General features: G+C 64.7%; 20 protein-coding genes. 11 read left to right on the top strand and 9 right to left on the bottom strand.

All coding sequences use genetic code 11. From position 1 onward, the window contains the following. Positions 1–49 precede the first annotated feature (49 nt). Complete coding sequence (locus AC07VH_RS04435) at positions 50–1,426, bottom strand: YihY family inner membrane protein (RefSeq protein WP_494786923.1); 1,377 nt, start codon at positions 1,424–1,426, stop codon at positions 50–52. A 67-nt stretch (positions 1,427–1,493) separates the two neighbouring features. Here AC07VH_RS04435 and wrbA point away from each other — a divergent pair, with 67 nt between their 5' ends. From wrbA to AC07VH_RS04480, 9 genes are read left to right on the top strand one after another with little or no spacing between them, the layout of a single operon-like run. Continuing rightward, entirely contained in the window at positions 1,494–2,102 is a 609-nt protein-coding gene (gene wrbA, locus AC07VH_RS04440; RefSeq protein ID WP_475416482.1) for an NAD(P)H:quinone oxidoreductase, read from the top strand. Then, positions 2,099–2,512 (top strand): DUF2069 domain-containing protein, encoded by a 414-nt coding sequence (locus AC07VH_RS04445; protein WP_494786924.1) that lies wholly within the window; start codon positions 2,099–2,101, stop codon positions 2,510–2,512. The genes wrbA and AC07VH_RS04445 overlap by 4 nt, the downstream gene beginning before the upstream one ends. Next, positions 2,509–3,939, top strand: a complete 1,431-nt coding sequence (locus AC07VH_RS04450; RefSeq protein WP_494786925.1) for an FAD-binding oxidoreductase — start codon at positions 2,509–2,511, stop codon at positions 3,937–3,939. Before AC07VH_RS04445 ends, AC07VH_RS04450 begins: the two co-directional genes overlap by 4 nt. Then, on the top strand, positions 3,936–4,358 hold the full coding sequence (locus tag AC07VH_RS04455) for a DUF4124 domain-containing protein (protein WP_475416456.1): 423 nt from the start codon (positions 3,936–3,938) through the stop codon (positions 4,356–4,358). The genes AC07VH_RS04450 and AC07VH_RS04455 overlap by 4 nt, the downstream gene beginning before the upstream one ends. Then, positions 4,346–6,934, top strand: coding sequence for an FtsX-like permease family protein (locus AC07VH_RS04460; RefSeq protein WP_494786926.1), 2,589 nt, complete (start codon positions 4,346–4,348; stop codon positions 6,932–6,934). Before AC07VH_RS04455 ends, AC07VH_RS04460 begins: the two co-directional genes overlap by 13 nt. Continuing rightward, complete coding sequence (locus AC07VH_RS04465; protein WP_494786927.1) at positions 6,934–8,010, top strand: lipocalin-like domain-containing protein; 1,077 nt, start codon at positions 6,934–6,936, stop codon at positions 8,008–8,010. The genes AC07VH_RS04460 and AC07VH_RS04465 overlap by 1 nt, the downstream gene beginning before the upstream one ends. A 46-nt stretch (positions 8,011–8,056) precedes the next feature. After that, a complete protein-coding gene (locus AC07VH_RS04470; RefSeq protein WP_494786928.1) occupies positions 8,057–9,937 on the top strand; it encodes an ABC transporter transmembrane domain-containing protein in 1,881 nt (626 codons plus the stop codon). Between the two features lie 2 nt (positions 9,938–9,939). After that, on the top strand, positions 9,940–10,614 hold the full coding sequence (gene leuE, locus AC07VH_RS04475) for a leucine efflux protein LeuE (RefSeq protein ID WP_489627024.1): 675 nt from the start codon (positions 9,940–9,942) through the stop codon (positions 10,612–10,614). Between the two features lie 10 nt (positions 10,615–10,624). Continuing rightward, positions 10,625–11,710 carry a threonine aldolase family protein gene (locus tag AC07VH_RS04480; protein WP_494786929.1) on the top strand — a complete coding sequence of 362 codons (1,086 nt, stop codon included), beginning with the start codon at positions 10,625–10,627 and terminating at the stop codon, positions 11,708–11,710. 25 nt (positions 11,711–11,735) lie between these two features. Here AC07VH_RS04480 and AC07VH_RS04485 read toward each other — a convergent pair whose 3' ends face one another. The 4 genes from AC07VH_RS04485 to AC07VH_RS04500 all read right to left on the bottom strand — a co-directional run bounded on the left by AC07VH_RS04485 (position 11,736) and on the right by AC07VH_RS04500 (position 17,407). Continuing rightward, positions 11,736–12,353 (bottom strand): glycoside hydrolase family 25 protein, encoded by a 618-nt coding sequence (locus AC07VH_RS04485; protein ID WP_494786930.1) that lies wholly within the window; start codon positions 12,351–12,353, stop codon positions 11,736–11,738. Positions 12,354–12,402: 49 nt separating this feature from the next. Next, positions 12,403–12,738: a phage tail protein gene (locus AC07VH_RS04490; RefSeq protein WP_475416450.1), complete on the bottom strand. Its 336-nt coding sequence runs from the start codon at positions 12,736–12,738 to the stop codon at positions 12,403–12,405. A 274-nt stretch (positions 12,739–13,012) separates the two neighbouring features. Beyond that, the gene (locus tag AC07VH_RS04495) at positions 13,013–14,455 is read right to left on the bottom strand and encodes an OmpP1/FadL family transporter (RefSeq protein ID WP_494786931.1); all 1,443 of its coding nucleotides are present in this window, start codon (positions 14,453–14,455) and stop codon (positions 13,013–13,015) included. A gap of 198 nt (positions 14,456–14,653) precedes the next feature. Beyond that, positions 14,654–17,407, bottom strand: a complete 2,754-nt coding sequence (locus tag AC07VH_RS04500; RefSeq protein ID WP_494786932.1) for a bifunctional diguanylate cyclase/phosphodiesterase — start codon at positions 17,405–17,407, stop codon at positions 14,654–14,656. A gap of 157 nt (positions 17,408–17,564) precedes the next feature. Between AC07VH_RS04500 and AC07VH_RS04505 the strand changes: the two genes are divergently transcribed. Further along, positions 17,565–18,539: a thymidylate synthase gene (locus AC07VH_RS04505; RefSeq protein WP_489627019.1), complete on the top strand. Its 975-nt coding sequence runs from the start codon at positions 17,565–17,567 to the stop codon at positions 18,537–18,539. Continuing rightward, the gene (locus AC07VH_RS04510; RefSeq protein ID WP_494786933.1) at positions 18,539–19,579 is read left to right on the top strand and encodes an SMI1/KNR4 family protein; all 1,041 of its coding nucleotides are present in this window, start codon (positions 18,539–18,541) and stop codon (positions 19,577–19,579) included. The genes AC07VH_RS04505 and AC07VH_RS04510 overlap by 1 nt, the downstream gene beginning before the upstream one ends. Here AC07VH_RS04510 and AC07VH_RS04515 read toward each other — a convergent pair. From AC07VH_RS04515 to AC07VH_RS04530, 4 genes are all read right to left on the bottom strand, one after another. Continuing rightward, the gene (locus AC07VH_RS04515) at positions 19,576–21,846 is read right to left on the bottom strand and encodes a TonB-dependent receptor domain-containing protein (protein WP_494786934.1); all 2,271 of its coding nucleotides are present in this window, start codon (positions 21,844–21,846) and stop codon (positions 19,576–19,578) included. The genes AC07VH_RS04510 and AC07VH_RS04515 overlap by 4 nt on opposite strands. Positions 21,847–22,043: 197 nt before the next feature. Beyond that, complete coding sequence (locus AC07VH_RS04520) at positions 22,044–23,381, bottom strand: VWA domain-containing protein (protein WP_494786935.1); 1,338 nt, start codon at positions 23,379–23,381, stop codon at positions 22,044–22,046. Positions 23,382–23,390: 9 nt separating this feature from the next. Then, a complete protein-coding gene (locus tag AC07VH_RS04525; protein ID WP_494786936.1) occupies positions 23,391–24,644 on the bottom strand; it encodes a TerD family protein in 1,254 nt (417 codons plus the stop codon). A gap of 79 nt (positions 24,645–24,723) precedes the next feature. Beyond that, positions 24,724–25,299 (bottom strand): TerD family protein, encoded by a 576-nt coding sequence (locus tag AC07VH_RS04530; RefSeq protein WP_034784423.1) that lies wholly within the window; start codon positions 25,297–25,299, stop codon positions 24,724–24,726. Positions 25,300–25,494 lie beyond the last annotated feature (195 nt).

Consider the following 25,494-nt stretch of genomic DNA (forward strand, 5'->3'; position numbering starts at 1 on the left):
CCCTAGCGCGCGAGGCAAATGCCGGCAGGAAGCGCACGGCCCCGGTCCGTCAATTGCAGCGCACTTCCCCGAAATGCTGCGCCAGGCTCAGGCCCAGTCCCTGCTCCACGGCGTTTTCCACCTGGGCGGCCAGCGCGGCCGCTTCTTCCGCCGCCCTGATGTCGCGTTCATTGGTGGAGCCGGCGGGGTAGCCGGAGTTCACGCGCATGCCGCCGAAGACGAACAGCCGGTACACGTCGGCCAGGCTGATGCGGTTGACGTTGCCCAGCAAGACCCAGTGATCGGAACTGTCGGCCACGCGCTTGCCCCACTGCACCCGCACGGCGCCTTCCACGTTGACCCGTCCCACCCAGCCCTGCTGCACCATCTTGTCGAGCAGGGTTTCCATCTCTTCGAAGCCCAGGCGCGTGCTGCGGCGGATCTCGGCCGCGCCTACCAGGGCCGAATCGGCGCAGTGGCAAGCCTGGTGCAGCACTTTCAGGATGGCGACGGCATCGACGAATTCGCTGCCCGGCGCCGCCTCGTACCACCAGCGCTCGTATTTCACGACGGGCAAGGCGGCCACCAGCAAGGCGCCCACCAGGGTGATCATCCAGCTCAGGTAAATCCACACGAGGAACAGCGGCAAGGCGGCCAGCGCGCCGTAGATGCGCGAATAGGTGGGGAACTCCTGGATGAATTCACCGAAACCGCGCTTGGCCACCTCGAACGCCAGCGCCGCCAGCAAGCCGCCCCAGGCCGCGTCGCGCCAGTCCACGTCGCGGTTCGGTACGGCGATATACAGCAAGGTAAACGCCAGCATGGTCAGGCCGATCGACACCAGCGTGTAAAACACGGCACCGATGAAAGGCACGGCGCCCACCACGCCGCTGGTGGCCATGAAGAGGCGCGAGGTCACCGTCAGCGACACGCCCACCAGCAGCGGTCCCAGGGTGACGATGGCCCAGTAGACGAGCAGGCGCTTGGTCCAGCGGCGCTCCTGGCGCACGCGCCAGATGCGGTTGAAGACGCGCTCGATCAAGCCCATCATGCCCACCGAGGTGACGATCAGGGCGCCCGCGCCGATGGCGGACAGGCGCGTCGCCTTCGAGGCGAACGTCGTCAGGTAGCCGAGGATGGTGTTCGAAATCCCCTTCGGCATCACGCTTTGCACGAAATAGTCTTCCAGCGCGTGGCGGAAGGTATTAAACAGGGGGAAGGTGGTGAAGATGGCCAGGGCCAGCGTGAGCAGGGGCACCAGCGCAAACACGGTGGCGAAGGTCAGGCTGCCGGCCACTTGCGGCAGGCTTTCCTCGCGCACGCGGCGGCGCGCGAACTGCAGCAGGTCGCGCGTTTCGGACCACGTCAGGCCGCGCACGACGTCCAGCCCCATGCTCAGGGTGCGCCACAGGTATTGGAAGAACGGGAATATATATTTTGAAAACATGTGCAAAATCAGAACGGCGCCATGACAGCAGTCGTATCAGGCTGTAAAGCGCCCTATAATACCAATGATGAAGCCAACCAATCTGATTATTCTCGTATTGTTTTATTCACGCCATGGCGCCACGCGCCAGTTGGCCGAGCTGATAGCCCAGGGAGTGGAAAGCGTGCCCGGTTGCGATGCGCGCCTGCGCACCGTGCCCGCCGTCTCCACCGTGACGGAAGCGACGGCGCCCGAGGTGCCGCTGGACGGCGCGCCCTACGTGGAACTGGACGACCTGCAGGAATGCGCGGGCCTGGCCCTGGGCTCGCCCACGCGCTTCGGCAACATGGCCGCCGCCATGAAGTACTTCTGGGATGGCACGGCCAGCGACTGGCTGGCCGGCAGCCTGTCCGGCAAGCCCGCTTGCGTGTTCACCTCCACGGGCAGCCTGCACGGCGGCCAGGAGTCGACTTTGCTGTCGATGATGATCCCCCTCTTCCACCACGGCATGCTGGTCATGGGCCTGCCCTACACGCATCCGGAACTGATGACGACGTCCACGGGCGGCTCGCCGTATGGCGCCACGCACTGGTCGGGCATCGCCGGCGACAAGGCCTTGAGCGACGATGAAAAACGCCTGGCCATCGCCCTGGGCCGGCGCCTGGCGGAAAACGCCGCGAAACTGGCAGGCGCATGATGCACGGCACACTGCACAGGTATTTTCACTGGGGCGCCATCGCCAGCCTCGTCACCCTGATCGTCTGGTGCCTGCTGTGGGAAACCGTCGTCGCGCCGCTGCAGCCGGGCGGTTCCTGGGTCGTGCTGAAGGCGGCGCCCCTGCTCATTCCCCTGTACGGCGTCATCAAGCGCGACGTCTACACCCTGCAATGGTCGTCAATGGTGATCCTGCTGTACTTTACGGAAGGCGTGGTGCGCGGCTACAGCGACACGAACCCCACCTCGGCCCTGATGGCCTGGGGCGAGGCGGCCATCGTCTGCATCTATTTCGTCTGCGCCGTGCTGTATCTGCGCCCGTATAAAAAGGCCGCCAAGCGCATGGCCAAAGAGCTGCTTGAAAAAGTGAATAAAGTGAGCATCAAGAAATGAGTGTACAGCCCGTGCATGACCAAGCCGACTTCCTCGCCGCCTGCCGCGACCTGCTGGGCGACACCTACGTCCTCACCCAGGATGCCGACACGGCGCCCTTCCTCACCGACTGGCGCGACAGGTTTACCGGCAAGGCCCTGGCCGTGCTGCGCCCCTCCACCGTGGAACAGGTGGCGGGCGTGCTGCGCGCCTGCGCGCAATGGCGCATTCCCGTCGTGCCGCAGGGCGGCAATACGGGCCTGGTACTGGGCAGCATCCCCGATGCCGCCGGCACGGCCGTCGTGCTGTCGCTGGCGCGCCTGAACGCCATCCGCGCGCTCGATCCCGTCAACCGTACCATCACGGTCGATGCGGGCTGCATTTTGCAAACCATCCAGGAAGCGGCCAGCGCCGCCGGCTGTCTGTTCCCCCTGTCGCTGGCGGCCGAAGGCAGCTGCACCATCGGGGGGAATCTGGCGACGAATGCGGGCGGCACGGCCGTGCTGCGCTACGGGAACACGCGCGAACTGTGCCTGGGCCTGGAAGTGGTCACGCCGCAGGGCGAGATCTGGAGCGGCTTGCGCGGCTTGCGCAAGGACAATACGGGCTACGATTTGCGCGACCTGTACATCGGCGCCGAAGGCACCCTGGGGGTGATCACGGGCGCGGTGATGAAACTGTACCCGCAGCCGAAAGCCTGCATCACGGCGCTGGCCGCCATGCCCTCGCCCGTCCACGCCCTGCGCTTGCTAAGCCTGATGCAGGACCATTGCGGCGCCAGCCTGACGGGCTTTGAATTGATGTCGCAGTATTGTCTGCAACTGGTGGCGGAACAGTTCCCGCAACTGCCGCGTCCGTTCGCCGACGCGCACGGGCAGTACGTGTTGCTGGAACTGTCCAGCAGCCAGTCCGAGGCGCATGCCGTGGAATTGCTCGAAGCGAGCATCGGCGCGGCCCTGGAAGACGAGTTGATCGAAGACGCCGTCGTCGCCAGTTCCGTGGCGCAGTCCGAGGGACTATGGCAGCTGCGCGAGCACATTCCGCTGGCGCAGGCGCAGGCGGGCAAGAACATCAAGCACGATATCTCGCTGCCCATTTCCCGCATCGCCGATTTCATCGCCGTCACGGATGCGGCCCTTGAGTCAGCCTTCCCCGGCTGCCAGCTCGTGTGCTTCGGCCACCTGGGCGACGGCAACCTGCATTACAACGTGGCGCCGCCAGCCGGCATGACGGACCGGGATTTCCTGGCCAACCAGGATGCCATCAACCGCATCGTGCACGACCAGGTCCACGGTTTCGGCGGTTCGATATCGGCCGAACACGGCATCGGCGCGCTGAAGAAGGATGACCTGGCGCGCTACAAGTCGCCGCTGGAACTGCAGCTGATGCGCGCCGTCAAACAGGCGCTGGACCCGCAGAACATCATGAATCCGGGGAAGATATTGTGAAGCTGCCGCCCCTCCTGCTCATGGCCTTGCTGACCGCTTCCGCCAGCGCGCAGGACGTCTACAAATGCGTGCAGGATGGCCGGACCAGCTATAGCGCCACACCCTGCGCGGGCGGCCAGTTGCAGATCCTGGAAGTGCCCTCGCCGCCGCCTGCCGTCGACAAGGGCGCTGCCACGCGCCAGGAACGGGTGGCCAGCCAGATGGAAGCGGCGCGCAAGCAGCGCGAGAAGCTGGAAGACCAGGCGCGCGAACGGGCCGCCAAACAGAAGGAAATGCACGAGAAGCATTGCGCCCAGCTGCGGCTGGAGCAGAAATGGGCGGCGCAGGACGCCGTCGGCGCGGGCGATAAAAACCGCGATGCGGCGCAACTGAAAGCGCGGCGCGCCGGCGAACGCCTGGCCGTCGAATGTCTGAATTGAGTGCGCCGGCAGCCAATCCCGCGGGTACGCGCCTGCTGTCGCGCTGGCTGCTGCTGGGCGAATGGCGCTTTCACCCCGTGCGCGCCTTCGTCGCCATCCTCGCCATCGCCATTGGCGTGTCGCTGGGCTTTGCCATCCACCTGATCAATGCGGCCGCCTTCAATGAATTTTCCACGGCCGTGAAAAGCCTGTCCGGCCAGGCCGACGTGCAGGTGGCCGGGCGCGAAGCGCTGTTCGACGAAGCCATCTACCCGTGGCTGGCGCAGCGCGACGGCGTGGCCGTGGCCTCGCCCGTGCTGGAACTGCAAGCCGGCGTAAGCGGCAAGAAGGATGGCGGCCCGCTGCAGATCCTGGCACTCGACGTCTTCCGCGCCGGCTTCATCTCGCCCGACCTGATCGGCGCGCCGGCCGAAGGCCAGCCTTTCGACACCCTGGCCGACGACGCCCTCTTTTTATCGCCGGCCGCCTTGCGCTGGCTCGATGTCACCGAAGGCGGCCAGGTCGCCCTGCAATCGGGCACCGGTGCGGTCAGCCTGCGCGTGGCCGGTTCGCTGCAGCGGGCGCGCGCCGGCCAGCGCATCGCCGTGATGGATATCGGCGCGGCGCAGTGGCGCTTCAACAAGCTGGGCAAGCTGTCGCGCATCGACCTGAAACTGCGCCAGGGCGTCAACCGCGACGCCTTCCAGGCCGCGCTGAGCAGCGCGCTGGAAGCGCAGTACCCGGGGCGCTTCCATGTGGGCCAGCCCAATGACGAGAACCAGAATAGCCGCAACAATAACCTCAGCCGCGCCTACCGCGTCAACCTGACGGTGCTGGCCCTGGTCGCCCTGTTTACGGGGGCGTTCCTCGTGTTTTCCACGCAGGCCCTGTCCGTCATCCGCCGCCGCGGCCAGTTCGCGCTGCTGCGCGTGCTGGGCATGGAGCGGGGACAATTGCTGCGCCAGGTGCTGTTAGAGGGCGCCAGCCTCGGTATCGTCGGCGCTGGGCTGGGTATCGCCGGCGGCTACGCCATGGCGGCCGTCGCCCTGCACTTCTTCGGCGGCGACCTGGGCGCCGGCTATTTCGCGGGCGTGCAGCCGCAGGTGCAGTTCACGCCCGTCGCCGCCTGCGTGTATTTCGCGCTGGGCCTCGGCGTGGCCTTGCTGGGCTGCGCCGCGCCCGCGCTGGAAGCGGCGCGCGCCGCCCCCGCCATCGCCCTGAAATCGGGCAGCGAGGAAATCGTGACGACGCGCCTGGCCAAGACGTGGCCCGCGCTGGCTTGTCTGCTGCTGGCCGGCGCCCTGACGTTCCTGCCGCCCGTGTTCGAGCTGCCCCTGTTCGGCTATCTGTCCATCGCGCTGCTGCTGATCGGCGCCATCGCCCTGATGCCGCAGCTGGCGGCCGTCGTCTTTCGCGCCCTGCAAGCCGCCTGGCTGCGCACGCAAACGAGCCAGCACGCGCCCGTGCGCAGCCTGACCGTGGCGCGCCTGGCGAACGCCTCGGGCCAGGCCGGTATCGCGCTCGGCGGCGTGCTGTCGAGCTTTAGCCTGATGGTGGCCATGGCCATCATGGTGTCGAGCTTTCGCGTCTCCGTCGACGACTGGCTGCTGCAGATCTTGCCGGCCAACGTGTATGCGCGCACCTCGGCCAGCGGCACGACGGCCCTGAACCCGCGCGAGCAGGCCGCCATCCTCGCCCTGCCCGGCGTGGCCAGGGTGGATTTCCAGCGCGTGCGCAGCCTGTCGCTGGCCGCAGAACGCCCGAACGTGATCTTGCTGGCGCGCCCCATCAACTTGCAGGACCCGGGCAAGAGCATGGTGCTGGTGGGCGAGACATTAGCCGTGCCGGCAGGTAGCCGGCCCGTGTGGCTGTCCGAGGCGGCGGCCGACCTGTACAACGTCAAGCCTGGCCAGCAGATAACCCTGCCGCTGGCGGGTGGCCTGCACCAGTTCTTTGTCGCCGGCATCTGGCGCGACTATGCGCGCTCGTCCGGCGCCATCCAGATGCCGCTGGACGACTACCGCGCCCTGACCGGTGACATGGACGTCAGCGACGCCGCCCTGTGGCTGGCCAAGGATGCCACGGGCGAGCAGCTGCAGCAGCGCCTGAAAGCCCTGCCCTTCGGCGCCAGCCTCGAAGTGTCGAACCCGTCGGCCATCCGCACCCTGAGCCTGCAGATCTTCGACCGCAGCTTCGCCGTCACGTACCTGCTGGAAGCCATCGCCATCGTCATCGGCCTGTTCGGCGTGGCCGCCACGTTCTCGGCCCAGACCCTGGCGCGCGCGCGCGAATTCGGCATGCTGCGCCACGTGGGCGTGACGCGCGGCCAGATCCTGTCCATCCTGGCGCTCGAGGGCGGCGCGCTGACGGCGCTGGGCATCGCCACCGGCTTTGTCCTGGGCCTGTTGATCAGCTTTGTGCTGGTCTTCATCGTCAACCCGCAATCGTTCCACTGGACCATGCAGCTGCACCTGCCCTGGCCCTTGATCGCCACCGTGGCCGGCGCCCTGCTGACGGCCGCTGCCCTCACTGCCCTCATCGCGGGGCGCCAGGCGCTGTCCGCTGGCCCCATCCGCGCCGTCAGGGAGGACTGGTAATGCGCCGTTTGACTTGTTTATTGTTGTTCTGCAGCGCAGCCGCCATCGCCGCGCCGCCCACCTTTGCCCCCGTCACGCCGCTGGCGGCCGGCCAGACCCTGCGCATGCCGCACGATTTCGGCGCCCATCCCGCCTATAAAACGGAATGGTGGTACGCCACCGGCTGGGTCAAGACCAGCGGCGGCGAGCAGCTGGGCTACCAGGTGACCTTCTTTCGCAGCGCCACGGCCGCCGATACGGACAACCCCAGCGCCTTCGCGCCGAAACAGCTGATCATCGGCCATGCTGCCCTGTCCGACCCGAAAGTGGGCAAGCTGCTGCACGACGAGAAAAGCGCGCGCGAGGGTTTCGGCCTGGCCTACGCCAAGGTGGGCGACACGGACGTCAAACTCGACGACTGGCGCATGCAGCGCCAGACCGACGGCAGCTACAAGGTCAGCCTGGCCGCGCGCGACTTCAGCCTGCAGCTGACCCTGGCGCCCACGCAGGCCGTGCTGCTGCAGGGCGTCGGCGGCTACTCGCGCAAGGGCGCGCGGCCCGCGCAATCGAGTTACTACTACAGCGAGCCGCAGCTGCGTACCACGGGCACCATCGCCCGCGCGGGCGGCAAGGCAGAAGCCGTGACGGGCACCACCTGGCTCGATCACGAGTGGTCGAGCCAGGTGCTCGATGCGGACGCCAGCGGCTGGAACTGGATAGGCGCCAACCTCGACGACGGCGGCGCCCTGATGGCCTTCCAGATCCGCAGCAAGACAGGTGCTAAACTATGGGCGCACGCGACATGGCGCGACGCGTCCGGTAAGATGACGCAGTACGCGCCCGGCGACGTCGATTTCACGCCCACGCAGCTGTGGCGCTCGCCCCGCACGCAGGCCGAATACCCGGTCGCCACCGAGATCCGCACTGGCCCCACGCGCTGGCAGATCAAGCCCCTGCAGGCGGACCAGGAGCTCGATTCGCGCCGCTCGACGGGGGCAGTGTACTGGGAAGGCGCCGTGACGGTGGAGCGCGACGGCCAGCCGGTCGGCCGCGCCTACCTGGAGATGACGGGCTATGTCCAGCCGATGAAGTTATAAGCAATGCATAAAATGCCGAAATACAGTAAATCCTAAGCGAAAAACAATGACAACCAGCACAGAAACAGGCAGTACCAGCAAAGCAACCGCCGCAAGCACCGCAAGCACCGCACCAACGCCCGATACCGGCAGCAGCCGCGAACTGAAAAAAGGCAGTCTGGCCGCCTTCAAGGGCTTGATGCCTTTCCTGACGCCGTACCGCAAGCAGTTCTTCCTGGCCGGTATCGCGCTGGTGGTGGCCGCCGCCTCGACCCTGGCCATTCCCGCCGCCTTCAAGCAGATGATCGACCTCGGTTTCGGCGGCGCGGCCGGCTCGAAAAGCATCGAGCACGTCGACCTGGTGTTCCTCGCCCTGTTCGGCGTGGCGTCCGTTCTGGCCTTGGCTACGGCGGCGCGCTTTTATACCGTGTCGTGGCTGGGCGAACGGGTCACGGCCGACATCCGCAGCGCCGTGTACCGCCACGTCGTCACGCAAAGCCCGGAATTCTTTGAAACGACGCAGACGGGCGAAGTCCTGTCGCGCATCACCACCGACACGACATTGATACAAGCCGTGGTCGGCACCAGCATCTCGATGGCGCTGCGCAACGTGCTGCTGTTCCTCGGCGGCCTGGTGATGCTGTTCGTCACCAGCGCCAAGCTGGCCGGCATCATCATCGGCTTGCTCATCCTCGTCGTCGTGCCCATCATCGTGTTTGGCCGCAAGGTGCGCAAGCTGTCGCGCGATTCGCAGGACCGCATCGCCGACGCGTCGGCCATGGCCGGCGAAATCCTCAACGCCATGCCCACCGTGCAGGCGTTTACGCACGAGAAAATTGAATCGAAACGCTTTGGCGACTCCGTCGAAAATGCCTTCATGACGGCCATGCGCCGTATCCGCGCCCGCGCCCTCTTGACCATGATCGCGATTTTGCTGGTCTTCGGCACCATCGTGTTTGTCTTGTGGCTGGGCGCGCGCGCCGTGCTGGAAGGCGCGATGACGGGCGGCGATCTGGGCCAGTTCATCCTGTACGCCTCCATCGTGGCCGGCGCCATCGGCGCCCTGTCCGAAGTCATGGGTGAAGCGCAGCGCGCCGCCGGCGCCACCGAGCGCCTGCTGGAACTGATGGCCGTCAAATCGGAAATCGAATCGCCCGTCACGCCGCTGCCGCTGCCCGCGCGCGCCGCGAATGGCGCCGCGCTGTCGCTGGACGACGTCATGTTCTCGTATCCGTCGCGCCCCGATACGCACGCGCTGGACCACGTCAGCCTCGACATCCGCGCCGGCGAAACGGTGGCCGTCGTCGGCCCTTCCGGCGCCGGCAAGACCACGCTGTTCCAGCTGTTTTTACGCTTCTATGACCCGCAAAGCGGCACGATCCGCCTCGACGGCGTCGACATCAAGCAGCTGGACCTGCACACCCTGCGCGACGCCATCGGCATCGTGCCGCAGGATACCGTGATCTTCTCGGCCGACGCCATGGAAAACATCCGCTACGGCCGCGCCGGCGCCAGCGACGGGGAAGTCATCGCTGCCGCGAAGATGGCGGCCGCCCACGAATTCATCGAACGCCTGCCGAACGGCTACAAATCCTTCCTCGGCGAACGGGGCGTGCGCCTGTCCGGCGGCCAGCGCCAGCGCATCGCCATCGCCCGCGCCCTGCTGAAAAACCCGCCCCTGCTGTTGCTCGACGAAGCGACCAGCGCGCTGGATGCGGAATCGGAACGCCTGGTGCAAAAGGCGCTGGAGGCGGCCATGGTGGGCCGCACCACCGTCATCATCGCGCACCGCCTGGCGACAGTCCAGCGGGCCGACCGCATCATCGTCATGGAAGACGGCAAGATCGTCGAGACGGGCACACATGCGTCGCTGGTGGCGCTCGGGGGCATCTATGCGAATCTTGCCGCACTGCAATTCCATCACGTACAGCTCAATCCAGCGGAATAATCATGAACGCACTTTTCCACGCCAACCTGGGCATCACCGATTTCTGGACCTTCTTACTGGGGACCATCTTCATCGTCATCCTGCCCGGCCCCAATTCCATGTACGTGCTGTCCGTGGCCGCCCAGCGCGGCGTGCGGCCCGCCTACCAGGGCGCCTTCGGCATCTTCGCCGGCGACCTGATTCTGATGGTGCTGTCTGCCTGCGGCGTCGCTTCGCTGCTGAAAGCCAGCCCGGCCCTGTTCTATGTCGTGAAATACATCGGCGCGGCCTACCTGGGCTGGATCGGCCTGCAGATGCTGATAGGCTGCTGGCGCAAGCTGCGCGCGCCCGCGCCCGCCGAAGGCGAAGCGGCAGCCGTGCCTGCCTCCGTCAAGGAAAGCGACCCATTCCGCAAGGCCCTGATCATCAGCCTGATGAACCCGAAAGCGATTTTGTTTTTCATTTCCTTCTTCATCCAGTTCGTCGACCCGGCCTTCCCGAACCCCGTGCTGTCCTTCATCGGCCTGGGCCTGATCTGCCAGGTGATCAGCTTTACCTACCTGACGGCCATCATCTTTGTCGGCGTCCGCCTGGCCGAGACCTTCCGCCGCCGTCGCCGCCTGTCGGCAGGCATGGGCGGCGGCGTGGGCGCCATGTTCATCGGCTTCGGCGCGAAACTGGCCACGGCCACACTGTAAGGAAAACACCGTGAACGAGCTTGAACTGCGCCAGCGCTGCCATACCGTCCTGCCGGGCCACCGCCAGCCGACACCGGCGGCCACCTTCGCCGCCATGGCCGCCTGGTGCGAGGCCAACGACATTGCGCACGATACCTATGGCGAGGGCGCGCTGATCGAACAGTTCGAAAACAAGATCGCCGGCCTGCTCGGCTTCGAGGCGGCCGTGTTCTGCATCACAGGCACCATGACGCAAGTCACCGCCCTGCGCCTGGCGTGCCAGGACCGGGGCTCGCGCCTGGTGGCGCTGCATCCGACCTCGCACATCCTGCGCCACGAGCGGGGCAACCATGAACTGCTCGATCACTTCAAGGGCTTGATGCTGGGCGACCCGCACCGCCCGTGGACGGCGGACGACCTGCGCGCCGTGCCCGATGCGCTGGGCGCCGCGCAGGTCGAACTGCCGATGCGCGAGATCGGCGGCCAGCGCCCGTCATGGGATGCCTTGAACGACATCAAGCGGCATTGCCGCGAGCACAACATCCACCTGCACATGGATGGCGCGCGCCTGTGGGAAGCGCAGGCCGGCTTCAAGCAGCCCCTGCCCGCCATCTGCGACGGTTTTGATTCCGTATACGTGTCGCTGTACAAGGGCATCGGCGGCCTCGGCGGCGCCATGCTGGCCGGCAGCCGCAGCTTTGTCGAACGGGCGCGCGAATGGTTCCGCCGCCAGGGCGGCAACATCGTGCACCGCACGCCCTACGTGGTGGCCGCCGCCATGCAGTTCGACGCGCGCCTCGCCGCCATGCCGCAGTATTTCGAACGCACGCAGTGGCTGTACGCGCTGCTGCGCGACTTTCCGAGCATCGCCGTCAACCCCGCCCAGCCGCAGGCCAACATGCTGCACCTGCACCTGCCCGTGTCGCGCGAGCGGGCCATCGCCATCCGCAACCAGGTGGCCGAGGACCACGGCATCTGGCTGTTCGGCCGCGCCAGCCACGCGGCCCTGCCCGGGCACAGCGTGGTGGAGTGGTATGTGGGAGACAACTTGCTGGAACTGCCGGACGACAGCGTGCGGCTGGCATTGACCTTGCTGGACCAGGCCATGCGCATCTAGACCCCGGCTTCCCGCCAGGCCGGCGTCAGCAGCGCAGCGCCCGCAGCTGCGCCAGCGAGCCGGCAAAGCGGCTCACGTCCACGGGTCCGGCGACACCCTGCACGCTGCCCGTATCCGCAAACTGCCAGAACGTGTAGCTGGAGGCACCAGGCGGCAGCGCGGGACCGGGCCCGGACGTGTAATGCGCGATCCATAGCGGATGGGCAAGGAACGGCGCAAACGCCCCCACGCAACTGCTCCAGAAGTTGGCATTGGTATAAATGCCTGGCATGCAGCCGAGCCTGTCGCCGACCTGCTGCAGCCAGTCCGCCACAGCCGCCGCATAGGCAGGCTGGGCCAGTCCGGGCTGTTCGACATCGAGCATGGGCGGCAAGTCGCCCTTGACGCTGCCCACCGTGCCGCAAAAGTTGGCCACCTGCTGCGCCACCGGCGTGGAGGGCGAGAAGAAGTGATAGGCGCCGCACAACTGGCCCTGCGCGTTGGCGCCAGCGCGGTTGCTGGCGTACTGCCTGTCGACCCGGCTGCCGCCTTCGGTGGCTTTCAGATAGACGAATGCCGGCGCCGCCGCGCCCCTGGCGACCTGGTCCCATCCGATGACGCCGTTATTGTCCGATACATCCATGCCTTGAAGATAATCTGCCATGCCGCGCTCCTGGTCTCCTGGTAAAGGGTCGTGATTGACGCCGGAATGGCTACCGTGTCCGCAAACCGTAGGTAAATTTGATCAGATAGTTGACGCCGATATCTGTCGGCGCGGAAGCACCGGCAGCGTGGCCGCACAAAAAGCTGCCCCGGTAGTCGGGCAGGCAGAATTGTTCGTCCGAACCGCCATGCAGATAGCCGAGCACGACGAACAGCTCGGGGTAGCTGGCGGCGGCCAGCGTGCGGCCGTCGCACGGCATCCAGCCGCTCGCCTCGATATGCGCACCGGCGCTGTCCCCGGCAAAGGCGACCACCGCACCGACGGGCACGTCGCCGAAGCCAGGCCGGACGAAAGTCGGCGGCAAAGCAGGAAACGTGGCGCTCATGGCCAGGCCTTTCCGCCGCGGGTGGCGCCGCATGGCGGCCACGGGCTGGCGCCTGCCGGCGCCTTCAGCAATGCGGCATCGCCGCTTTGATCAATGTCAATTCGCATGTCATGCCCTTGTCGGTTTTCATGTCCATCCAGACCTGCATCCGGTTTCATTCCAATAATGAATCAACATTTTTCGAAAAGCAAGTTTCGTGCGGCGCGGCATAAAAAAAAGCGCCCGAAGGCGCTTTTTTCCTTTCATGGCGGCCGGGTCGGTCGCCACTACCTGCTTAGAACTTGTAGTTGTAAGCAAGACCGATCAACTGCATGCGGGTCTTGAACAGGCCCTTGGTGGTTTCACCGTTGCCGGTGCAGCCAGTCATGACGGGCGAGCAGTCATTCTTGTAGTTGACTTCAGCATCCTTGAAGTCGATATAGCTGTAAGCCAGGTCGATCGAGGAATTGGCGTTCAGCTTCCAGTTCGCGCCGATCGAATACTGCATACGGTCGCTGTCCGGCAAGGCCGGGTGGCGCAGTTCGGCGCTGCGGACCGGCGCCTGGTCGTGGGCGATACCGGCGCGCAGCATCAGGCTTTCGCTGTACTTGTAGTTGGTACCCAGCGACACGCGGTAGGTGTCTTTCCAGTTCTGGCGGATGCGCTCGGCGCCTTCGGCCGTCGGCGGGAACTGGATGTCCAGGTTCTGCAGGCGCGAAGTGCGGGTCCAGGTGACGTCGCCCATCAAGGCCCATTTGTCATCCATCTGATGGAAGGCATTGACCGACAGGGTTTCCGGCGTGCGCAATTCCACCAGCGCTTCCGAATTGACCTTGTTCGACGCCTTGGCGATGAAGGCGTTCACGGCCGGGTTGCCCGTCACCTGCGAGAAGTCCCAGATGGTGCTGCCCTTGAGCTTGTGCGAAATCGACGAGCGGTAAGCGATGCCGAAACGCGTGCCTTCGTTCAGCTGGTACAGGTAGCCCAGGTTGAAGCCGAAGCCCCAGTCATGGCCGTCCATCGATGCGTGGCCATCCTTGATGGGGCCCTGCAACGCGGCGCCCGCAGCTTGCGCCGCGGCCAGGCCTTGCGTCTTGGCGATATTGGCCAGGAAGGCCTGCGATGCGCCAGGGGCATACTTGCCCAGGTAGGCGACCGAACCCGGCACGTCCACGCCCTGGCCCAGTTCCGCCTTCATGTATTCGGCCGTCACGCCGAAACCGAACGAGTGGTGCTGGTCCAGCTTGAACGAGACGGAAGGATTCAGGGCGATGGCTTCGAGCTTGATATTGGTGATCGCATAGCGGCCAAACCAGTCGTTGCCGTAGTCGAGCTTGGCGCCATACGGCACGAACAGGCCAGCGCCGACGGTCCACTGCTCATTGATTTTCTTGCTGGCATACAGCGCCGGCGCAAACACGGCATCCGGCGCGTAGTCCTTGGTTGCCGCGTAAGGCGTGCGGTTGCCCGGGAAGAAAGGCTTCGAACCCGAATCCTGGTAGGTCGAATGCGGTACCACGAGGGTGCCGCCGCCCACGAATTGCGTGCCTTCCAGGCGCGACATGCCGGCCGGATTATAGAAAATGGTCGAGGCGTCGGCCGCTTCGGCGCCGCTGGCATCGGCCGTGCCTTGGGCGGAAACGCTTTGCGAGCCGAAACGGTAGCCCGATGCCTGGGCGGTGGATGCGAAGCCGGCGCATGCGACGGCGATGAGGAGGGGCAGATATTTATGTTTCAAGTTAGTCTCTCTTTATTATATGAAGTGTCTTCGTCACATTGTCCCGGGTAGCTCAACCTCACCCGTCCTGCACTGTTCTTGCCGCCGTGAACTCCAATTCACTGACGGCATGAGCGAAGCATATAATATTTCTTAGAAAAAAGCGAACGTTCGCTCTTTTTATGAAACGGCGTTGTTTTCCACGCCAGTCACGACGTTTTACAGTGCCAGCGCCGGGGCTGGCAGCGGTATCAGGAAGCGCTGCTGCATCAGCGCCAGCATCTGTTCGGCCGGCACGGGACGCGAGATGAAATAGCCCTGCACTTCATTGCACTGCAGCGTACGCAGGATGTCGAGCTGCTCGCGCGTCTCCACCCCTTCGGCCACCACGCTCATGCCCAGCGCATGCGCCATCGACAGGATGGCGCGCACGAACACTTCGCCCTGCTCCGAGCGGCCCAGTTCCATGGTGAAGGCGCGGTCGATCTTCAAGCCATCCATGGCGAATTTCTGCAGCTGCGACAGCGAGGAATATCCCGTGCCGAAATCGTCGACCAGCAGACGCACGCCCAGCGCGCGGATGGCCGACAGCTGCTCCACGGCACGGTTCTGTTCATCCATCATGGCCGATTCCGTGATTTCCACCTCGATCAGCCGCGCATCGATGCGGTGGCGCGTCAGCGCCGACGCCAGCACCTGGTGCACGTCGCCGCGGCCGAACTGGCGCGCCGAGACGTTGATGGACACGGGCACCAGTTCCAGCCCGCTGGCCTGCCAGCGCGCCATCTGCAGGCATACCTTCTCGATGACGACTTCGCCCAGCTGCGAAATGAGGCCGCTGCTCTCGGCCACGGGAATGAATTCCAGCGGCGGCACCATGCCGTGCTGCGGGTGGTGCCAGCGCACCAGCGCCTCCATGCTGCACAGCTGCCCGCTCATGGCGTCGACGCGCGGCTGGTAGACGACGAGGAACTGGTCCTGCTCCAGCGCCGCCACCAGGCTTTGCTCGAGTTCGCGGCGGTTGCGGATGGTTTCGAACAATTCGGGCTGGAAGAAGCGGTGATGGCCCTTGCCCGCCACTTTCACGGCGTACATGGCGATATCGGCGTTCTTCAGCAGCACTTCCGTCTCGGCGCCATCGCGCGGATACAGGCTGATGCCGATCGAGGCGCCCATCTTGTGGCGCTCGCTGCCCAGGTAAAACGGTTCGTCGAAGGCGATGGCGATGCGCTGCGCCACCTGTTCGGCGCGGCTGTCGTCCTCCACCGGATCGAGCACGACGACGAATTCATCGCCGCCCAGGCGCACCACGTGGTCGCCCGGGCGCAGAACGGCCTTCAGGCGCAGCGAGGCGGCGCGCAGCACCTTGTCGCCCTCGGCGTGGCCCTGCGTATCGTTGATATCCTTGAAGCCGTCGAGGTCGATGAACAGCAGCGCCAGCATCTGTCGCGCGATGGCGGCGCGGCCCAGGGCGCCGGGCAGGAATTGCTGCAGCCAGTAGCGGTTGGGCAGCCCCGTCAAGCCGTCCTCGTTGGCCAGGCGGCGCAAGTCGCGCTCGTGCTCCTTGGCCGTGCTGATGTCTTGCAGGGTGACGGCCAGGCGGTCGCCGCTGCGCACCAGGCGCCGGCGTATCCAGCGCAGCTTGAACGGGTTACCTTCCGGCAGCTCGATCTCTTCCTCGGAAAAGCCGGACTCCATGGCGGCCCGGTAATTGTGGATCAGGTCGCGGAAATACGGCTCGTGGGCGCGCGACTGCAGGCGCATGCCCAGCAATTGTTCGCGCCGCACGCCAAAATAACCGGCGCCCGGCTCGTTGCAGTCGACGATCTCGAAGTCGAGGATGCTGCCATCGGTGCCGCGCAGGGCGGCGATGATATAAAAGCCGTCGCTCGTGCCTTCGGTGGCCATGCGGTAGGCATTGCGCACGCCTTCGGACTGGTGGTGGCGCCACGCCAGGCGCAGCGACAGCATGGTGGCGACGGCGGCAAAAGCCAGCAGCAGCACGGTGACGGCCAGCGCAATGCCGATATAAATGGTGCGCGTTTCTTCGTAGGGGTGCAGCATCTCGCCATCCGACAGGCCGACCACGGCCGTAAACGGATAGGCTTTCAGCGCCTGCCAGCCCACATAGCGGCTTTGCTTGTCGGAAAAAGCGATCCTGCCGCCCGAATGCAGGGCGCCGCTCTCCGTTTCCAGAAAGCTCGTGTCGAGAAACGGCGTACCCTCGCCGCTCTGGCTCGGCAGCACGCGCGACCCGAGGCGCGTGCTGAACAGCTCGCCCTCCTCGCCCACCATGGCGGACATGCCGAACTTGCCGAAATTGACGCTGTTATAGAATTCGGAAAAATAGCTGGAATGGATGGAGATGAGCAGCACACCGTCGAAATTGCCATCCTCGTCTTCCAGCCGGCGCGTGAAATGCACGAGGCTTTCGCCGGCGCCCGGGGTTGCCGCCTCGCTGGCCGCATTGGCCTTGCCCAGCGCGATGCGCAGGGCGCTGGAATTGCTGCGCCAGTGGCGCAGCAAAAAATCGCTGCGCTCGTTGACGCGCAAGCGCTGCAGCGGCGCCGTGACCGTCACGGCATGGCCCCTGCGGTCGAGGATGGCGACGATGGCAAATTGCGGCAAGGCATACATGCCCTGCGTCTTCAACTGGTCGAGGCGCAAGCGGCCGCGCGAGTTTTCCCACTCATATTTGAGCTGCAAGGTCAGCTGGTCCATCTGCTCCAGGGTGCGCAGCAGATACTGGCTGTAAGCCTTGGCCTGCGAAGACACACTGTCGAGCGCCTGCTGCTGCGCCACCTTCTTTTCCGCCTCCAGCTGCAGCAGGGTGGCCGTCCACAGCACCGCGCACAGGACCAGGCCAAGCAAGGGCCAGGCCAGGATCAGGCGCAGGTTGGCCTTGAGAAAATCGGCCCTGCTCATCTCCACCACGGCGGCGTTATTATTATTTACAAATTGTCGCAAGAACATGGTGCAGCATCTGCCGTTTCTGTGTATTTCTTCAAGGACACACAAATTACCACAGAGTCATGTTTGCAGGTAAGCCGGCCGCGTAATTAAGTGTGCGGCCCGCAGCCCGCCTGTCGCGCCTGCGTTACAATCACCATCCTTACCGTTGGAGAAATACATGCAGCAATACCAAGATTTGATCAAGACCGTGCTCGAAACGGGCAGCTGGCAAGACAACCGCACGGGCATCCGCACCCTGAGCGTGCCAGGCGCCATGATGCGTTTCGACTTGGCCAACGGCAATTTCCCTGCCGTGACAACCAAGAAACTGGCTTTCAAATCCGTGATCGGCGAATTGTGCGCCTTCCTGCGCGCCTCGCGCAACGCGGCCGAGTTCCGCGCGCTGGGCTGCAAGGTGTGGGACCAGAACGCCAATGAAAATGCACAATGGCTGGCCAACCCCTACCGCGAAGGTGAGGATGACCTCGGTCCCGTGTACGGCGTGCAATGGCGCCAGTGGCCCGCGTACAAGCTGCTGGACGCTGACCAGCCCGCGCAAATCGCCGACGCGCAAGCGAACGGTTTTGCCCTGGTCGCCCCCATCGTCGAGGACGGCGTGCAAAAAGTGCTGCTATACAAGGCCGTCGACCAGCTGCGCGAGTGCCTGGACACCATCATGACGAACCCGGGCAGCCGGCGCATCCTGTTCCACGGCTGGAACCCGGCCGTGCTGGACGCCGTCGCCCTGCCCGCCTGCCATTTGCTGTACCAGTTCATCCCGAACGCCAGCACGCGCGAAATCTCGCTGTGTCTATATGTGCGCAGCAACGATATCGGCCTGGGCACGCCGTTCAACATCGCCGAAGGCGCGGCCCTGCTGCACCTGGTGGCGCGCCTGACGGGCTACACGCCGCGCTGGTTCACCTACTTCATCGGCGACGCGCACATCTATGAAAACCACCTCGACATGGTGGAAGAACAATTGAAGCGCACGCCGTTCCCGGCGCCCAAGTTTGTCATTTCCGACCGCGTGCCCGACTACGCCAAGACGGGCAAGTACGAGCCGGAATGGCTGGAAAAGATCGAGCCGTCGGATTTCTCGCTGGAAGGCTATGAACACCATGCGCCGATCAAGGCGGCGATGGCCGTCTGATGGCGGTCGCCCCGCTGGCGGCGTTGCACCGCAAGCTGTTTGACGAAACGGACGGCGTGAAGTTTTCCAGCCTGAAAGACCGGCTGCTGAAAAAGCATGCTGCCGACGAGCGGCAAGCCGTGCTCGCCATCCTGACCGCCTACGCCAGGGAAGGCCAGCTGCTGCATTGGCGCGCCTTCCTGATGAGCGATATCGTGCAATTGGCGGAAGCCAATGAACAGACGGCATTTTTTGCATGGGCATTGACGCAGCCCGAACTGGCCTACCGGGCCGTCGATGGCATGCTGAAAAGCACAGGCAAGGACGCTTATGCGCCACTGGTGGCACTGGCAGCGTCCGGCGCCGCGCGCCTGGAAGTGCGCGCCAGGGCGATCAAGAGCCTGGCCGTCTTCAGCCGCCAGCCTTTCGATACGGGTTTGCCGCATGACCCCGGCCACTGGAAGCCCGACAGCCTGCCGCTCGACGCCGTGCTGGCCTGGCAAGCGGACGGCTACCCGGATGGCGCAGGCCATGCGGCGCCCGCCACCCACGCGACGCTCGATGAGCCGCGCACGCCGCTGGAAAAGGCTGCCGCCAGGCTGGAGAAAAAACTGGCGGCCCGGCGCAAAAAGGAGCAGGACCTGGCGCAGCCATCGAACTGGCTGACCATCGCCAGCGCCGCCGACATGGCCGGCATCGCGCAGCGCTGGGCCTTGCCGGAGCAGTACCGGCGCTTCCTCGCTTGCCATTCGCCGCTGCGGGTGTTGATCGACAGCCCACAGTATTTCCAGGGCTTGAGCCTGTACGGCGCGGCCGAGCTGGTCAAGGCCCAGCACGGTTACGCCTGGGATACCGTCAGCGGCGCCGCCATCGCCGGCTGGCCGGAACAGTACCTGGTGATCGCCGACGCGGGCGCCGATCCGTATTGCCTGGACCTGGGCGCCATTGCCGACGGCGATGCGCCCGTGTACACGGCCGAACACGGCATGGGTGCATGGCGCTTCGAGCGCCATGCGGACAGTTTCATCGACTTCCTGAACCAGATCGCGGCAGCGGCCTAGCCTGCTTCGCCTCCCGGCCCGCCCGGGCCGGGACCGCCTGGACCACCGGGTCCGCCCGGCCCCCGTCCGCCCGGCGGACCGAAGCGCGGTTCCCGCTCGCCCTCTTTCGCCGCCGAGCTGGCGCCGCCCAGGCGGTACGACAGCCCCACATAAATCATGCGTCCATCGAAGCGCCGCGTGCTCGTCTCGCGCAGGGACGCGCTGTTGATGACGGTTTCCATCTTGTTGCTGCTGAACACGTCGGCCACATTCATGACCAGGCTCAATTGCGGCGTCACCGTGTGGCGCCAGCTCACGTTCAAGGTATTGTTCGGCGAGCGGTAGCCCTGTCCCGACAGCATCTTGCCCTGCATTTGCAGGGCCAGCTGCAGTTGGTTCGCCGGATTGATCTGGTAATTGAGGCGCGCGCGGCCGCTCAGGGCATTCGCCGTGCGCGTGCTGCGGTTGCCCAGGTCGTCGGAACTGGTCTGCTGGCTGCGCGCCAGATTGCCGCTCGTGTTCAGGGTCAACGATGGCGTCAGTTTGCCGCTGACGCTGAACTCCAGACCGCTCGAATGGCTGCCCTCTCCGTTTTCGCGCGTTGTCAGCAGCACATTGTCACTGATGAAATAGCGGTAATCGACGATGGCGTCCGTGTCGCGGCGGTGGTAGGCGCGCAAGCTGCTTTCCAGGCCAAACAATTTCGTTTCATAGCCGATCTCGAACGAGTCCGTCTGCGTGGGTTTCAGCTTCGGGTTGCCGGCCGACACATTGAACTCGTCGCGGTAGATCACGTACGGGTTCAGGTCGCCCGCGCTGGGGCGACGGAGGCGGTGCGCATAGCTGAAGCGCAAGTTGCTCTCGTCGCTGACCTTATACGTGGCGAACAGGCTGGGAATGTAGTTGATGTAGTTGTTGCCGGCCTCGACGCCGCTGGTGATCTGGCGCACGTTCAAGTCCGTGTATTCGGCGCGCAAGCCGGCCAGCGCCCCCCAGCGCTCGCTCAGACGCATCTGGTAGGAGCCGTACAGCGCGATGGTGCGCTCGTCGAGCTCGAAACGATTGCTGCGCATGGGGTTGACGGTGGCAAGCAGGCTGGCCGGGTTGATGTCCGTATATAAAGTGTCGAAACTGCTCTGGTTGTCGGCCACCTTGTAGCCGAGCTTGGCCGTGCCGCCCGCCAGCGGACGCTCGTAGTCGCCGCTGAAGTCGACGATGCGGTTGCCCGTCTCGCTGTGCTGGCGCGCGCGGCTGTCGAAGGCATTCACGGGCGCGACCGCGTAGGTATTGGCGTAATCGCTGTCGCTCTCGTTGGTCGACGAGGACACGCGCAAGTCAATCTTGAGGGTTTCGCCCGGCAATTCTCCCTTGTGGTCGTAGCGCGCGCCCCAGCTGTAGTTGCGGCTGTCGCCGTTGCGCACGGTACTGCGCACATAGTCGCCGATGGTGCTGCCCGTGCTGTCGCCATTGATGTAGCGGTCGAGCGAGCGCTGGTCGTTGCTGCGCCCGTTATACGACACGCTGGCGGCCAGGGTATCGTTGGCGTTCAGGTTGTAATTGACGGTGCCGTGCAAGCCCAGCGAGTCGTTCAAGCCATTGCTGGTGGACTGCTGGCTGCTGGGGGCGAACGCGCCCGTGCCACGCTCCAGGCGCTCGCGGCTGACCTCGGCCACGGAATTACGGCCGTCATGGCGCACATTGATGCCGCCCTGGTAGCCCCACGGCCCCTCGTTATAGGTGCCGGAGACGGAGCTGTTGTAGCGTCCGGCGATGCCCGCATTCGCGTTGACGGTGGCAAAACCGCCCGGCTTGCGGTTGCGCCGCATCACCAGATTCAGGATCGGGCCGCCACCGGCCTCGTTGCCGAACTGGGCGCCGGGATTGTTGATCACTTCCACGGATTCGATATCGTCGGCCGCCATGGCGTTCAGGGTGGCGCCGCGCGAATCGCCCTGCAGCATGGCCGATGGCTTGCCATCGATCAATATCTGCACATTGCTGCTGCCGCGCAGGGACACGGACCCATCGGGATCGACGGCCACCGACGGCACATTGTTCAAGGCATCGGCCGCCGTGCCATTGCTGCTGCCCACGTCGGATTTGACGTCGTAGACTTGCCGGTCGATGCGGCCCGTGGGACGTTCGGCCGTCACGCTGACGGAAGGCGGAGACCCGGCGGCCGGCGCCGGCTTGACGGCATTGTCGCCGGTGACGGTTTGCGCCTGGACAGCGGCGCCGGAGACGAGCAGGCTGCCGCCCGCCAGGCAATGGAAAAGAAGTTTATGCATTTGGCTAAAAGATCATCGAGACGCTACGGATGAGGCACTACGCCGCAGCGTGAGAGCACATGTGTGGGCACAGTTCAAGCATGCCACGATTGCAAGGAGCAAAGCAAATGCGAACCATTGTTATTTACTTCAATTTACAAATCTCTTGCACTTGTGGCCGTACAGCCTCATCCGATGACCTTTGCGCTATCTTTACGTTACCTCAGCAAGCCCTTGCCGCGCGCCAGTTTCAGCCAGCCCGGATACTCCGTCATCAATAAATCATACAGTTCCGCATCGCTGTGCTCGTCGGGCGAGCTGACGGAAAAGTAGTTGGCATTGTCGACCAGGCGCCCCTGCAATTCATCGAGCTTTTCCAGGAAAGGGAAGTCCGAATCGGCAAAGGCGGCGAGAAACTTGCTTTTCGACTTGCGCCCCTTGCCGATGCCCATGAATTGCCAGAAGATGGGCTCGTTACTCGCCCAGCGCAATTGCTTTTCCGTCGTCGCCTGGTCGCTGGTGCCGCCATCGGTCACGAACATCACGTACACGGGCAGCTCGGCTGCGACGGGCCGCGTGCGCTCGCCGCCACGGGCATCAGGAAAATAAAACGCGCGGATCGCCTGCATGGCGGCGCCGTAGCGCGTGTCGCCTTCCAGCGGATGGCGCTGTATGGCCTGGCCCACATAGGTATTGCAATTACTCAAGGCCATCGGTGCCGGATGGTGGACGTTCTTGCCGAACAGGAAAACATCGATCTCGCCATCGTCGTCGAACTTGCAGCCCAGGGCCAGGATGCGCTCGGCAAAGCGCTGCACCAGCCCCTCTTTATATAGCCGTCCCATGGAGCCGGAAATATCGAGGCACAGACAGACCTTGGCGCGGTGCTCGGACAGACCCACTTTTTGCAGGGACACGCCCGCCTGCTTGACCAGGCTGACCAGTTGCGGCGCCTCGCGTTCGACGCGCTTTTCCAGGTTGATCTTCGCCTGCATGACGGCCGAAGCCGCCGCGGCAGGAGCGGCAGGGGTTGTCTGGTCGACTTCACCGCCGAAATGCTGCACCAGCGCATCGAGTCCCCCATTGAAACCCTGGCCCACGGCCATGCAGCGCCAGCCGCCATCCTTGCGGTAAATTTCTGCCAGCATGACGGCTTTTTCTTGCGCAAAATCAGACCCGGCAAAGGCAAAGCGTGCCAGCTCGCGCCCGCCCGCCTGCAGGCGCACGTGGCCGGCTTGCAACTGCGACATCACGCCGCCGCCATCGATGGAGGCCGTCACGACAAGGCGATCGATTCCGGCCGGCAAGCGCGCCAGTTGCAAGGCAAACTCGGCCATGTCGCCGCCGCTGCCCGCGCGCGCTTCCACGCCGCCGCACGGCGTGCGCGGCTGGTTGAAAAAGGTCATGTAGCGCTCGTCGGACAATTTGCCGCCGGCATCGAGGCCGAAGCAGGCCACGTCCAGCGCCAGGCCCTGCGCGGCGACGCCGATGTCCAGCACGCCGTCGGGAACGAGATTGGCCAGCGGCAAGCGCTGACCCTTGCTCAAGGTTTCCATCAGTATCTCCTAGACAATGTAACGGCGCGGATTGTCCGCGTTGCAATCTTCTTCGTCTTCCTTGTCCTCGCCCTTGAAGACGACGGGACCGTTGAAGGCCAGTTGCAGGTTCTCGCCCTGCCAGCTCAGCCACGGCGTCGCTTCGCTGCCGGGCTCCGACGTCTTGCCGGACGGCTCGAGGATGATGCTGTCGGGCGTGACGCGCGCCATGCCAATCACATAGGTGTAGACGGAATCGTCGTCGGCAGCCTTGGACAGGCGGAAATCGAAGTCGCACTCGACGATCTGCTGGCCATACTGCATGACCATCTTCGGCCGCATGGAGGCGACGGAAACGGCGCCATTGGCCACCGCCGAGTACACGCTGAAGACGAGGCCCACCGTGCCGCCGTAATGCTGCGCCAGCGCAGGATTGACTTCCACCGTTTCCGTGGCCGGTTCCTTGCCCGCCGCACCGGCCACGTCGCCCAGGTGGCGCACGAAAGGCATGCGGTCGAAGTTCCCGGCCGTGTCCGGCGCCTGGATGAAGCGCATCTGGCCGTTCGGCAAGAGGATGCCGACCCGCAAATCGAGATCGTCGTTATCGTCGTCGCCATCGCCGTTGTCGACCCAGGTGGCCTTGACGGTCAGTTTGTTCGGTGCGCCCGCGCCCTTTTCCAGCGACACCTTGTGCGTCTGCCCCGCCTTGGTCAGCGAGATCTTCGACAGGGAAATCTTGGGCGCCGGCACCGGTGCCGCGTCCGCCTGCGCCACTTCGCCGCCGAAATGCGCGACCAGGGTGTCGAGTCCTCCATTGAAACCCTGGCCCACGGCCATGAAGCGCCAGCCGCCGTCCTTGCGGTAGAACTCGCCCAGCATGACGGCTTTTTCTTGCGCGAAATCAGATCCCGCATACGCAAAGCGGGCCAGCTCGCGCCCGCCGTCGAGCAGGCGCAGGTAGCCGCTGCCCAGCTGCGCCATGGTGGCCGCCCCATCGATGGCGGCCGTGACGACGAGGCGCTCGATGGCGGCAGGCAAGCGCTCCAGTTGATAGCTGAAGCCGGCAGCATCGCCGGACGGCGCGGCCGTTTCCACGCCGCCGCATGGCGTGCGCGGCTGGTTAAAGAAAGTCATGTAGCGGTCGTCAGACAATTTACCGGCGGCATCGAGGCCGAAACAGGCAAAATCCAGCGGCACGCCCGTGCTGGCGAGTCCCAGTTGCACGACGTTGCCCGTGACGAGGCCGGACAGCGCCAGGCGCTGCCCCTTGATCAGGTTTTCCATGGAATCAGGGTAGATAAGAAGGGGGGATACAGAACCGGGCAGCGATGCCACCCGGCACATTTACGCAAAAAATTGCTGATTACGCATTAATTCCAAAGGAGCGTGCCAGTGGGCCCAGGCCGCCTTTGAAGCCTTGGCCGATGGCCTTGAATTTCCATTCGCTGCCGGCGCGGTAGATTTCGCCGAAGATCATGGCCGCTTCCGTCGAGCCGTCTTCCGACAGGTCGTAGCGGGCGATTTCCGCGCCGTTGTCGCCGTTCAGGCAGCGGATGTAAGCCTTGCCCACCATGCCGAAGTTCTGCTTGCGGTTTTCCGCATCGTGAATGGTGACGGCCACGGCGATCTTGTCGATGTCGGCGGGTACGTTGGCCAGGTCGACGGCGACTTTCTCGTCGTCGCCGTCGCCGCCGCCCGTGGTATTGTCGCCCGCGTGGACGATGGAGCCGTCAGCCGATTTCAGGTTGTTATAAAAAATGAAATCAGCATCGGAGCGGGCCTTGCCATCCGTTTTCAGCAGGAAGGCGCTGCCGTCCAGGTCGAAAGCGGCACCATCGGTGGCGCGCGGGTCCCAGCCCAGGCCAATCACGATTTTCTTCAAGCCAGGAGCTTCCTTGCTCAGGTTGACATTGCCGCCTTTTTGCAAACTGATCGCCATGGTAATTCCTCTTTAATGTGTGGGTTGTATTCGGTGTTTCAGCTCACGTCGCCGGCACGCCGGCTTGATGAGCCATGAGCCTACCATAAAGTTCCTGCTTGTCAGCCGCGCACTATTGAAAATAATGCCATGCGGAAAATACCGTACGGCCGCCCCGATGCGCAAAATGACGGATAATGCCGCTCGACAAGAAAT

It is taken from the genome of Janthinobacterium sp. GW821-FHT03C10 (assembly GCF_059420865.1).

What these genes read in the sequence shown, in the direction of transcription:
- AC07VH_RS04435 (WP_494786923.1), bottom strand. Translation starts at nt 1,426, where the DNA reads ATGTTTTCAAAATATATATTCCCGTTCTTCCAATACCTGTGGCGCACC.
- wrbA (WP_475416482.1), top strand. Translation starts at nt 1,494, where the DNA reads ATGAAGCCAACCAATCTGATTATTCTCGTATTGTTTTATTCACGCCAT.
- AC07VH_RS04445 (WP_494786924.1), top strand. Translation starts at nt 2,099, where the DNA reads ATGATGCACGGCACACTGCACAGGTATTTTCACTGGGGCGCCATCGCC.
- AC07VH_RS04450 (WP_494786925.1), top strand. Translation starts at nt 2,509, where the DNA reads ATGAGTGTACAGCCCGTGCATGACCAAGCCGACTTCCTCGCCGCCTGC.
- AC07VH_RS04460 (WP_494786926.1), top strand. Translation starts at nt 4,346, where the DNA reads ATGTCTGAATTGAGTGCGCCGGCAGCCAATCCCGCGGGTACGCGCCTG.
- AC07VH_RS04465 (WP_494786927.1), top strand. Translation starts at nt 6,934, where the DNA reads ATGCGCCGTTTGACTTGTTTATTGTTGTTCTGCAGCGCAGCCGCCATC.
- AC07VH_RS04470 (WP_494786928.1), top strand. Translation starts at nt 8,057, where the DNA reads ATGACAACCAGCACAGAAACAGGCAGTACCAGCAAAGCAACCGCCGCA.
- leuE (WP_489627024.1), top strand. Translation starts at nt 9,940, where the DNA reads ATGAACGCACTTTTCCACGCCAACCTGGGCATCACCGATTTCTGGACC.
- AC07VH_RS04485 (WP_494786930.1), bottom strand. Translation starts at nt 12,353, where the DNA reads ATGGCAGATTATCTTCAAGGCATGGATGTATCGGACAATAACGGCGTC.
- AC07VH_RS04490 (WP_475416450.1), bottom strand. Translation starts at nt 12,738, where the DNA reads ATGAGCGCCACGTTTCCTGCTTTGCCGCCGACTTTCGTCCGGCCTGGC.
- AC07VH_RS04500 (WP_494786932.1), bottom strand. Translation starts at nt 17,407, where the DNA reads ATGTTCTTGCGACAATTTGTAAATAATAATAACGCCGCCGTGGTGGAG.
- AC07VH_RS04505 (WP_489627019.1), top strand. Translation starts at nt 17,565, where the DNA reads ATGCAGCAATACCAAGATTTGATCAAGACCGTGCTCGAAACGGGCAGC.
- AC07VH_RS04510 (WP_494786933.1), top strand. Translation starts at nt 18,539, where the DNA reads ATGGCGGTCGCCCCGCTGGCGGCGTTGCACCGCAAGCTGTTTGACGAA.
- AC07VH_RS04515 (WP_494786934.1), bottom strand. Translation starts at nt 21,846, where the DNA reads ATGCATAAACTTCTTTTCCATTGCCTGGCGGGCGGCAGCCTGCTCGTC.
- AC07VH_RS04520 (WP_494786935.1), bottom strand. Translation starts at nt 23,381, where the DNA reads ATGGAAACCTTGAGCAAGGGTCAGCGCTTGCCGCTGGCCAATCTCGTT.
- AC07VH_RS04525 (WP_494786936.1), bottom strand. Translation starts at nt 24,644, where the DNA reads ATGGAAAACCTGATCAAGGGGCAGCGCCTGGCGCTGTCCGGCCTCGTC.
- AC07VH_RS04530 (WP_034784423.1), bottom strand. Translation starts at nt 25,299, where the DNA reads ATGGCGATCAGTTTGCAAAAAGGCGGCAATGTCAACCTGAGCAAGGAA.